The 10252-nt window shown below is 57.1% G+C and carries 10 protein-coding genes; 5 read left to right on the top strand and 5 right to left on the bottom strand.

What is annotated here, in order from left to right; genetic code table 11:
• Positions 1 to 111 precede the first annotated feature (111 nt).
• Positions 112 to 627, bottom strand: coding sequence for a hypothetical protein (locus BFP70_RS06125; protein ID WP_066010489.1), 516 nt, complete (start codon positions 625 to 627; stop codon positions 112 to 114).
• Positions 628 to 713: 86 nt separating this feature from the next.
• Here BFP70_RS06125 and BFP70_RS06120 point away from each other — a divergent pair, with 86 nt between their 5' ends.
• On the top strand, positions 714 to 1409 hold the full coding sequence (locus BFP70_RS06120; protein ID WP_066010488.1) for a DUF1045 domain-containing protein: 696 nt from the start codon (positions 714 to 716) through the stop codon (positions 1407 to 1409).
• Positions 1410 to 1570: 161 nt separating this feature from the next.
• On the opposite strand, the gene BFP70_RS06115 is transcribed toward BFP70_RS06120, so the two are convergent.
• Complete coding sequence (locus tag BFP70_RS06115) at positions 1571 to 1804, bottom strand: hypothetical protein (protein WP_066010487.1); 234 nt, start codon at positions 1802 to 1804, stop codon at positions 1571 to 1573.
• Between the two features lie 342 nt (positions 1805 to 2146).
• Between BFP70_RS06115 and BFP70_RS06110 the strand changes: the two genes are divergently transcribed.
• Together BFP70_RS06110 and BFP70_RS06105 are read left to right on the top strand one after the other, a co-directional pair.
• Positions 2147 to 2329, top strand: a complete 183-nt coding sequence (locus BFP70_RS06110) for a GntR family transcriptional regulator (RefSeq protein ID WP_066010486.1) — start codon at positions 2147 to 2149, stop codon at positions 2327 to 2329.
• Between the two features lie 119 nt (positions 2330 to 2448).
• Positions 2449 to 3615, top strand: a complete 1167-nt coding sequence (locus BFP70_RS06105) for an alpha-D-ribose 1-methylphosphonate 5-triphosphate diphosphatase (RefSeq protein WP_066010485.1) — start codon at positions 2449 to 2451, stop codon at positions 3613 to 3615.
• Positions 3616 to 3977: 362 nt separating this feature from the next.
• Here BFP70_RS06105 and pyk read toward each other — a convergent pair whose 3' ends face one another.
• Positions 3978 to 5429 (bottom strand): pyruvate kinase, encoded by a 1452-nt coding sequence (pyk, locus tag BFP70_RS06100; RefSeq protein ID WP_066010484.1) that lies wholly within the window; start codon positions 5427 to 5429, stop codon positions 3978 to 3980.
• Between the two features lie 185 nt (positions 5430 to 5614).
• Between pyk and BFP70_RS06095 the strand changes: the two genes are divergently transcribed.
• A complete protein-coding gene (locus BFP70_RS06095) occupies positions 5615 to 6355 on the top strand; it encodes an N-formylglutamate amidohydrolase (RefSeq protein ID WP_066010483.1) in 741 nt (246 codons plus the stop codon).
• A gap of 152 nt (positions 6356 to 6507) precedes the next feature.
• Entirely contained in the window at positions 6508 to 8205 is a 1698-nt protein-coding gene (locus tag BFP70_RS06090; protein ID WP_066010482.1) for a calcium-binding protein, read from the top strand.
• Between the two features lie 25 nt (positions 8206 to 8230).
• Here BFP70_RS06090 and BFP70_RS06085 read toward each other — a convergent pair whose 3' ends face one another.
• Together BFP70_RS06085 and BFP70_RS06080 are read right to left on the bottom strand one after the other, a co-directional pair.
• Positions 8231 to 9652, bottom strand: a complete 1422-nt coding sequence (locus tag BFP70_RS06085) for an amidohydrolase family protein (RefSeq protein WP_066010481.1) — start codon at positions 9650 to 9652, stop codon at positions 8231 to 8233.
• A 61-nt stretch (positions 9653 to 9713) separates the two neighbouring features.
• Positions 9714 to 10247 carry a TRAP transporter small permease gene (locus BFP70_RS06080; protein WP_066010480.1) on the bottom strand — a complete coding sequence of 178 codons (534 nt, stop codon included), beginning with the start codon at positions 10245 to 10247 and terminating at the stop codon, positions 9714 to 9716.
• Positions 10248 to 10252 lie beyond the last annotated feature (5 nt).

The following is a 10252-nucleotide window of genomic DNA, read 5'->3' as shown; positions in this document are numbered from 1 at the left end:
TCAAACACTCAAACCAAACAAACCAAAATAAACACTCAAACTAAACAAAAACGCGCAGAAATCGCAAAAATCATGAAAAAATACAAGAAAAACGCGCAGAAACCCGAATCCTCAAACAAAAATAATACAAAAACCAACACCAACACATAAGCCAGCAGCGCCGATGACTTCAGCTCCGCGACCAGGTTTTGCGAACAGAGTCGCAGTGCGTAAACAAATATAGCGGATGATCCGCAACGTACCCTGCCACCGCAAAGCGACGACAGGCACGCTGAGGCTGCTGGCACAGACGCCATGATTGGACTTCTTTCCCGACGAGGTCGATCCGACCGGCAATGCGTCGAACACTGTGGTGATCCCAGCCAAAGCCAATTCCGCATCAAGTACAACGATGGCAGCGAATTGTAGCCAATCTTCTTTTGGACGCGGCTGCAAATGATGCTCCGGATTGACCGTATGAAATTCGGTCAGCCAAACATCCCAAGATCTCCGCACAACCAATTCCGTCGGAACTGATGTGGACTGCAACGACACCTCCGCAATCGAGCCTTTGCACGAGGTCATAACCCCGATCCCCAGCTTTACTGGCAGCACGATCCGTACGTTGGTCAAGATAGTCGTGCCCATTGGGGTTGTCCCGCTGTGGTGTTTTCGCAAAAACTGCGCCTAGACATGTCACGGAAGGGTGGCACAGTGGCGTCAGGGATCAGCGAATGGAAAATTACAAACGGTATGCGGTCTATTACGCCCCGCGTGAGGGAGACTTTGCGACCAAAGCGGCAGATTGGTTGGGGTGGGATGTGGAGAACGGCTGCGTCATGGCACACCCGTCGCTGCCCCTGCCAGCAGAGGTTACACGTTCGGTCGCGGATCTGACGAAAGCACCGCGCAAATATGGCTTTCACGGCACGATCCGCGCCCCGTTCCGCCCCGGCCTGAATGTGACGGTGTCGGATATTGATCACCGGCTACGCGACTTGGCCCAACAGGTGCCCGCCCCGCGATGCCCGGCACTGCAGTTGATCAATCTACATGGATTTTTGGCACTGGTCCCCGATGATCACGGGCCGCTGGACCTGTTTGGCGCAGCGGTTGTCAAAGCCACGAATGATCTGCGCGCGCCTTTAACCGAAACAGAGATTGCGCGCCGCCGCCCCAATCGGCTGACCGAGCGCCAAAACGCTGCGCTGCACAAATGGGGCTACCCGTTCGTGATGGAGGATTTCGGCTTTCATCTGACGCTTACCGGTCGGCTGAAGCCGCACGAGGTTGCCCCGCTGGCCGAGGCGCTGGACGACTATTTTGCCCCAGTCCTGCCCGCACCTTTCGTGATCGAAGACCTGTGCCTGTTCGGTGAGGATGACGCCGGGCGCTTTCACCTGCTGCATCGCTACGCGCTGGCTGACTGAAGCGTGGCCAGCAGGGCGCTTGCGCCCTATTGAGGCAGCGGTCAAATTTGTTTTGGTGACACCGATGAACGCCCTCCTGCCCCGCCCTGACCGAGGCGCCCACCACCGCCGCGGTCATTGCATTTCCCCTGCGTGGCCTGCAACAGCAGGGGTAAGTCCGATCACATACACCAATCGGTCCCAGATCTGGCGGCGCACATCCTCATCATAGAAAAATCGAAAACCCCGAGAATCGTCACCCCTTCAGCCTGGGTCTTCTGCTTCGACCCCAGCACAACGGCGCGGTTGGTCGCATTCAGCAACATCAAGGATCGCGCCTCAACCTGCATACGATAGGCAAAGCCCGTCGCAATCTCCACATTCCGGGCATTATCTTCATACAGGTTCATACACATCAGGCGCTACTCCTTCTCCTTATGCATCTTACGAGTTCCGTTTTTACGCGGCTCCAAGAAGCACGACAGTTCGGCGATCGGCATCGGATCGCCAGAGCCTTTTATAAAGCACGCTGGATCATCCGCTTGGTCCGCTCTTTACTAGAGCTTTGCGTTCTGACCGCCCCATCCAACAGCCGCGTGCAGAGATCAATGTTGGCCTGTGCGGGGGCTCGCTCATGTCATCCCGGACTGGGTGCGGATTTGTCTGGAGCACTATACAATTAAACAAAATTCTGTGCAAAACTGCGGCGCAGGGTAATTTCCATCAAATGAAATTTTGGCGTCCATTTCAGGAAAAACATGCAACCACGCCTGTGGAAATCCATTTCAAGCGCCCTGCACACGGATATTGCGGGGGGCCGCGACCACCCCGGTGACAAACGGCCAACTGAAGCCAAACTGGCCGCACGTTTTGGTGTGGGCAGCCACACCCTCCGGCGCGGCACAGGCGACCGTGTCACCCAGACCTTTTCGCCCGAATAGGCCAAGCTGAGCGTGACATTACCCGAAGCATCCGGTCATCTGCCAGTGATCACTCCAACACGCACCGGTCATATCTAATCGCTAGCCACGCCCCCTTGCCACCAGAAGGATCATCACCCATGACACAGATCGCCCCGCTTTGCCTGACCGGCGCAAGGGTTCTTACACCGCAGAGTTTTGACACAACATCTATCACCGTGGCACAGGGGCGCATTTCGACCCAAACCGCCCCTGAGGTTGATCTGTCGGGCTACTTGCTGCTGCCGGGCATTGTTGATCTGCATGGCGATGGGTTTGAACGCCACCTGAATCCGCGCCCCTCTGCCCCATTTGAAAAACGGCGCGCACTGGCCTCTGCTGCGGCAGAGCTGGCGGCGAATGGCGTGACCACGGCATGGTTCGCACAAAGCTGGTCTTGGGAAGGTGGGTTCCGCTCTGGCGGCGCGACCGAAGCATTGCTGGAAGCATTGTCAGCGGTTCGCCAGACATTACTGCCCGATGTGCGGCTGCAAGTGCGGCTGGAGACCCATGTGGTGCCTGAACATGGTGCGGTGGGCGCAGCAATCGCGCGGCACGGTGTGGATTATGTTGTATTCAACAACCACTTGCCAGAGGCCGTGGAGCTGTATGACAGCGCACCTGATCGCTTTGCCTCTTGGGCGGCGCAGCATCGGTTGACCACACCCGAGATGTTGAAAATCGTGCGCGACGCACAGGCGCAAGAGCCAGATGTGGCCCAAGCCCTTCGCGCAATCGCGGCCGAATTTGCCACCGCCGGGGTAAAGATGGGGTCGCATGATGATGATTGCGCCGCCACCCGCGCCCGGTTTCGCGCACTGCAGGCACAGATTTGTGAATTTCCAACCTCGGTCGCGGCAGCGCAAGCAGCCCATGACCACGGCGAGCCGGTATTGATGGGCGCGCCCAATGTTGTGCGCCGCGGAAGCCAATCGGGCAATATCGCCGCCGAGGATCTGATCAAGCACGGCCTATGCGATGCGCTGGTATCTGACTACTACTATCCCGCGCTGGCACAGGCGGCCTTTGCACTGGTGGATCGCACCATCTGCGATCTGCCCCACGCTTGGTCGATGATATCAACGGCACCTGCCAGAATCATGGGTCTGCATGACCGCGGCACAATCGTCCCCGGACAGCGGGCTGATCTGGTTGCGGTGAACCCCGACACACGGATGATTGAAATGACCCTATGTGCCGGGAAGATCGCGCATATGTCAGGCGCATTAGCCGCGCGGATGATGCTACCGGCTGCGGTCTACGCCTGACAAATCCCAATATATCCAGACATAAAACCGCCCCGCCCCAGCATCTCGCGGGCAGGCAGTCCCTCCGCTGCGCGACAAACTCATCAACACCTTACCCCTAGCGTCCAGCCCACCGCATTACGGCGCCAGATCGCGTTGGTCCATATGTCATGCGCCATTCCCGAAAGATCTGTTGGGGCAATTGTCGCGGGTCACATGGGTTTTATGGGGCCAGAACTGCCTTAGCAAAACGGTCGCATCATCCGCGCGGCTATGCGCCGCACAGATGCCCAATGACACAATGGCAAAAGCGCCGACACAAGACGCCGGCGCTTTTACAAAAGATATCACGACAAAACTGCGCCCCAAGATGGGCGCTGCGCTTATTCCGGATCGGTGCGGAAAATCAGCCGCTCGTCACAAGGGGCGACACGCAAGATATTGGTCGTGCCCTGAACGTTGAACGGGACACCGGCAATCACGATGATCTGGTTGGTTTCATCGGCAAAGCCCATATCACGCGCCGCGCGGGCGGCATTGACCACGGCCATCTTGAACCGGCCCACTTCTTCACAGCGCGCGGCATGAACGCCCCAGGTCAGACAAATTTTGCGCAATGTCTTAGTGATAGGTGACAACGCAATAATTGGAACCTGCGGCCGTTCACGGGCCACAAGACGCACGGATGCCCCCGATTGGGAATAACAACAGATCGCAGAAATATCCGTAGTTTCCGCGATTTCACGCGCGGCAGACACGATCCCATCGGCGATTGTTTGGCGTGTATGCGTCAAATTCCGGCTAGAGCCGATGACCTCCAGATAGGTCTTGTCGCTTTCAACCTGCTCGGCGACGGCATTCATCGTCTGCACCGCTTCCACCGGATAACGGCCGGCCGCCGATTCCGCCGACAACATGACCGCGTCCGCACCTTCGTAAATCGCGGTTGCGACGTCGGACACCTCTGCCCGCGTGGGCATAGGGCTTTCGATCATGGATTCCAGCATCTGGGTCGCAACGATCACTGGCTTGGCCGCCGCGCGGCATTTGCGCACCAATTTTTTCTGGATTGGCGGCACATTTTGCACCGGAAGTTCCACGCCCAAATCACCACGCGCGACCATGATCCCATCAGACACTTCAAGGATTTCGTCGAAGGCATCAACAGCCGATGGTTTCTCAATTTTTGACAAAATCTGTGCCCGGCCTTGCGCCAGCGCCCGCGCCTCGATCACGTCATCGGCGCGCTGCACGAAGCTAAGCGCAAGCCAATCGGCACCGATCTGACAAGCAAATTCCAGATCTTTTTTGTCTTTCTCCGACAGGGCCGCCAACGGCAGCACCACATCAGGAACATTCACACCTTTGCGGTTAGAAATTATACCGCCAACCGTCACTTCGCAATTCGCGAAATCGGCACCGCAATCGATCACACGCAGGCGAATTTTACCGTCATTGACCAAAAGATGCGCGCCAGGTTTCAACGCGGCAAAAATTTCCGGGTGCGGCAGGCAGACACGTTTCGCATCCCCCTCTGCCTGATCCAGGTCCAGACGGAAGGTTTCCCCCTCTGTCAGATCCTCAGATCCATTGGCGAACACACCGACCCGCAATTTCGGCCCCTGCAGATCAGCAAGCACAGCAATCGGGCGGCCCAGATCATCTTCAATCTTGCGAATGATGTCATAGCGCGCGCGCTGTTCTTCATGTGTGCCGTGGCTCATGTTCAGGCGAAAGACATCTACGCCTGCCTCGAACAGCTTACGGATGGTGTCATAGTCGGAAGAAGATGGGCCTAGCGTGGCCACGATCTTTACATTGCGAAGGCGTCTCATGCGTCCTCTAACGGTTGAATATTTCATTTGTTTTTCGTGGGCCACCCCCGGTATTGCGCATTCTAACGCTTAGGGCAACTGGCACTTCGGGGAAGCCTGCCTTAAACACTGTCTGACGCAGAAAAACTAAGATAACGTGACAGCTGTTAGCGCCTGACAAATAAGCCTTTCTACGGGACCAAACCATGACCCAACCCGTTTTTTCAATTGAGAGTGAAGATGCACCGTCGCGGTGGCTGGTGACGGTAGATCACGCCACGAACCATGTGCCTGACTGGGTGAATGGGGGTGATTTGGGAATTTGCGCATCTGATATGGCGCGTCACATCGCCTATGATGTTGGCGCATTGGGCCTGTCGCGGGCCTTGGCCGGGCAGTTGCATGCGCCGATGGTGGCGTCTAATTTTTCACGTTTGGTGATTGACCCCAACCGGGGCGAAGATGACCCGACGCTGGTGATGAAACTTTATGACGGGACGGTCATTCCCGCCAATCGGCATGCGGGGCCCGCGCAGCGGACACAGCGACTGAACCGGCTGCACCGTCCCTATCACGACGCGCTGGAACAGATCGCCAGTGCGCGCGACGATCGTGTAATATGTGCGGTCCACAGCTTTACGCCGCAGCTGCGTGGGCGTGCGCCGCGACCATGGCAGGTGGGTATTTTGTCAGACCCGCGTGACAGGCGTCTGGCAGATCCGCTGATCGCCTTGCTGCGCGCGGATGGCATCTGCACCGGCGATAACGAACCCTATATTGGCCATCTGGATGGGGATTCCATCGACCGTCACGCCTTGCAGAAATCCCTCCCCAATGTGCTGATCGAATTGCGCAGCGATCTGGTCGAAACGGCATCTGGACAGGCGCAATGGGCGGCACGAATCGCTCCGTTGCTGACCCGTGCCTTGGACAATGCGGGTGTCTAGCGATCCGTCGGTGCGGGAAACAATAAGGTGCAATTTGCCTGGTTGTTTCCGCCATTAAGCCCAAGCTATCACAACCACTGATTTTACTTGACTTGAAGTAAGCAATTACCGCTCTTGTTCACAGGTATTTAATCTTTCGCGGGTTTGCAAATATGTCGTCTATTCTGCTGCTAATGTTCCTTCCTGCCTTGGCGATTGCCGGGTTCGCAAGCTTCAACAATGATGACGATGACGACGATAAAACCGATGCCACACCTGACACATCGACTGATGCGCAGGCGAATGCAGGCGATACCATCACCGGCACTGATATAAGCGATTTCATCGTCGGCACCACCGGGGATGACAATATCTATGCGGGCGATGGCAATGATGTTGGCGAAACGATTGATGACAACACTTATGCCGACGCGACCGAAGCGCTGATCACGGGTGACCTGGACAGCTTTGACTCCCTGAGTGAGGGTTTCTTCGGCGTCAATGGTATCTCCGGCGATGATTATATCGATCTGGGCCACGGCAATGATGCTGGCACCGGCGGCGCGGGCGATGATACAATCCGCGGCAATTTGGGTGCCGATCTGATCGCGGACACTGAAGGCGCAGATTCGCTTGATGGCGGGTATGGCGATGATGTTTTGATCGCTGTTGATGGCCCTGATGACGCCTCTGATGTGCTGAATGGCGGCGCCAACGACGACCTGCTATGGGGCGATGGCGGCGATACGATGACCGGCGGCTCGGGCGAAGATCTGTTTGTGCTGAATTGGGCCCCGGGGGAGGACATGGCCTCGATCACCGATTTCGATACGGTGGATGATGAGACCGAAAGTGAATTTTTGCAAATTGCAGCCAGCGGCATCTCGGCGAATTCGATTTTTGCGCTGGAAGATACCGACGATGGCGCGATCTTTAGCATTGATGGCGAACCCGTTGTGCAATTCGATGGCAAAGACGCAATCGACCTGGAAAGCTTCAAGATCAACGTCTACGACATCGATGCCGACGCCTCTTATGATATTGATCTATCGGACGATGAGACGGACAACCAAGCCCCCGATCCCAATGATGAACGCATTGAAGGTGCCGTCTATGGAACCGATGACGACGACTACATCATGGGAATGGAGGGCAACGACACCGTGTTTTCTGCGGCGGGCAATGACACATTGACCGGAGAAAACGGCGACGACAGTCTTGAAGGCGGTGACGGGCTGGACATTGTCGATGGCAATGACGGCGACGACACGGTGATCGGCGACGCTGGCATGGATTTCTTGTCTGGCGGCCCGGGTGATGACCTAATCTACGGCGGGCCGGGAGATGATCTGGTGATCGAACGCAGCGCATGGGACGTCAACGACACGGAAGAAGACAGCGGCGATGACACAATCTATGGCGGCAGCGGTAACGACGTTTTAGCCGATTATCGCGGTTCTGACCTGATCGAGGGAGGCGCTGGTAATGACACGATCAGCTCTGTTCAGGTGACATTGACCGGCGTTCAGACCTTGTATGAAGCGCCAGACGGACCCGACACATTGTTGGGCGGTGACGGCGATGATGCTATCGTGGCCTCTGATGGGGATATCGTGAGCGGTGGCGCGGGCGCCGATATAATCGGCAACGTTATGGGCGACGGGTTTGATCCGATCACGATTACAGATTTCGACCCGGCCGAAGATATCCTGTATCTGAACGGGGATATTGTGGACCCGGCATCGCTGACGCTTGCGACGGGCACCTCCGCGACCACCACATTGGTGCAGGTCGATGGTGTTACCCATGTGATCTTGCAAGGGCTGGCGCCGACACAGGTCGGCACTGACGCGATCCAATTCTCAGCGTGATCCGAAAGTAGCTACGGCTGACGTGTTAGATCCCGTCAGCCGTGGTGCGATGCACCGGTTGAAAGCTGCCCGGCTGCGCCACATAGGTCGCAAGCCCAAGTGCCTGCGCTGCTGCCACGCCTTCGGGCGCAACAATCATTGTGGTTCCCTGCCCCACAACCGCGCCATAACGCAAGATCGCCCGTCCGCCACCATAGCTTAGACAAGGCACTCTACGCTCCAGATCAATCACCGTTACATCGGCATCAGCGCCTGGCGCCAAATGCCCTTTGTGCTGTGACAGCCCCATCATCCGCGCCGGCTCGGCTGCGGTTTTCCAAACGAATTCTGATAATGTCAGCGCGTTCAAATGCACCAGCGCAAGACCGCGTTGGCACAAATCATTGCGCGGAAGGCCGCCACCATCCGTGGCCAGCGCGTCCACTGCAAACCGGCCATTGTCGCGTTTCAGCAGCGCAAGATTGATGGATGTATCCGCCGGATTGACGAAATAGCTCATGCCTATGTCCGTCTGCGCGGCGCGCCAAGCCTCCACCGCCTCGCGCCCCGTCGCAAGACGTGTCACACCGTTTTCCAACAGGTGAATATGGGCCCAACCGTCAAGGATCGCTTGCTCCATTCCCTGTAGATTGGGGTCATACCCGCCCGCAATAAGATTGCGCCGGGTCGCCACGCTTTCAGGCACGCCATTCGCACATTTGGCAGAATTTCCATTGATCGGCGCCAGATAGCTTTCCGACCAAATATTGGGATAGGCGGCCAAAATCTGTGCCGCCTCATGCGCCTCTAAGATTGCCGGTGCCTCAAACCCGCGTGCATAGGCATTCACATGCGGCATGTGCAACGGATGCCCTGCCGCCAGATCGCAAGCTTCGCGCAGCCCATGCAAATTTTGCGGTGTATCCAAAGTGCCTGCGTGAAACGCGACATGGGCCCCTGCCCCAGCACAAAGGTCGATCACCCGGCCAGAGGCCTCGGTGGTCAGCGGGAAATGCCCGCCAAGGATTTTTAGCCCAACCGCACCTGCAACCCGCGCCCGCGCCAAAACATCTTCCAGCTCTGGCATCAGGGGGTTTGTCGTATCAACAGTATGACCCGGGCGCACATAATCAATACATGCCAGCGTTAACCCCGTGCCTGTGGTTGCCGCGATCTGCATCACACTGTCGATCGGCCCCGCCATATCAAGCGCGGTAGTCACACCGGCCAAAGCCAGCATCCGGTGCCCTGCCGCACCGCCCATCCAACCCGACACATGCACATGCGAATCGATCAAGCCGGGTAAAACATGCAGCCCCGTGACATCTTCTTCTTGCAGCGCGGGTCCGGTAATGTCCCCGGCAACTTCGGCAATCTTACCGCCCTCGAAGGCGATATCGGCAACATGGTTCACACCAGAGCGCGGGTCGCACACATGGCCACCACGCAAAATCAGATCATAGGTCATTTTCGTCTTTCACTTCGCCGCCATTGGGGCGCTGTTGGAGCGCCCCAATTGTCAGCGTGGCTTAGTCAGGTGATGTTCTGGGCGCTGTTCCTGTGTCATCGCCCGCCCAACGGGCGATCAGATGCACGAGGATACTGACAATCATAATCGGCACAGCAATCGCGACCCACACGGTCGACACCGGCAATGCCTCTGCCATTGTGTGGGAATGGCGCAGCAAAAACCCGCGCGCCAAATTCATCCCGGGCCCGACAAAGCAATACAAAAGCACCGGAATCAGATAGATCAAGACCACCAAAGACCGAACCGCCTCGGCGCAGATCTGCACCCAATGCGGGGCACGTTGCACGCTGTTGACAAGCGCCGGATCAAATCGCCGCTTAAACGCCATCGTGGCCCCGATCAGCCCCGCCCAAATCATCGCATACCGGGCCAGCTCTTCTGTCCATGCCGGAGGTTGATTAAAGATATACCGTGCCAAAACCTGTAACAAAACGACCGCAGTCAGGAGGACCAGCGCAGTGCATGTCACAACGCTTGCCACCCGATCAAGCCATTTGCTGATCCGCAAGATACTGGAACTGATCGACGCCATCGCTA

Origin of the sequence: Thioclava sp. SK-1, assembly GCF_001705665.1 — a bacterium.
GTDB lineage: Bacteria > Pseudomonadota > Alphaproteobacteria > Rhodobacterales > Rhodobacteraceae > Thioclava.
Note: the sequence above shows the minus strand (reverse complement) of the source record. Positions and strands in the feature narration are given on the sequence as shown.

Coding starts and splice junctions, on each gene's coding strand:
- BFP70_RS06125 (WP_066010489.1), bottom strand. CDS start 627: ATGGGCACGACTATCTTGACCAACGTACGGATCGTGCTGCCAGTAAAG.
- BFP70_RS06120 (WP_066010488.1), top strand. CDS start 714: ATGGAAAATTACAAACGGTATGCGGTCTATTACGCCCCGCGTGAGGGA.
- BFP70_RS06115 (WP_066010487.1), bottom strand. CDS start 1,804: ATGTGTATGAACCTGTATGAAGATAATGCCCGGAATGTGGAGATTGCG.
- BFP70_RS06110 (WP_066010486.1), top strand. CDS start 2,147: ATGCAACCACGCCTGTGGAAATCCATTTCAAGCGCCCTGCACACGGAT.
- BFP70_RS06105 (WP_066010485.1), top strand. CDS start 2,449: ATGACACAGATCGCCCCGCTTTGCCTGACCGGCGCAAGGGTTCTTACA.
- pyk (WP_066010484.1), bottom strand. CDS start 5,429: ATGAGACGCCTTCGCAATGTAAAGATCGTGGCCACGCTAGGCCCATCT.
- BFP70_RS06095 (WP_066010483.1), top strand. CDS start 5,615: ATGACCCAACCCGTTTTTTCAATTGAGAGTGAAGATGCACCGTCGCGG.
- BFP70_RS06090 (WP_066010482.1), top strand. CDS start 6,508: ATGTCGTCTATTCTGCTGCTAATGTTCCTTCCTGCCTTGGCGATTGCC.
- BFP70_RS06085 (WP_066010481.1), bottom strand. CDS start 9,652: ATGACCTATGATCTGATTTTGCGTGGTGGCCATGTGTGCGACCCGCGC.
- BFP70_RS06080 (WP_066010480.1), bottom strand. CDS start 10,247: ATGGCGTCGATCAGTTCCAGTATCTTGCGGATCAGCAAATGGCTTGAT.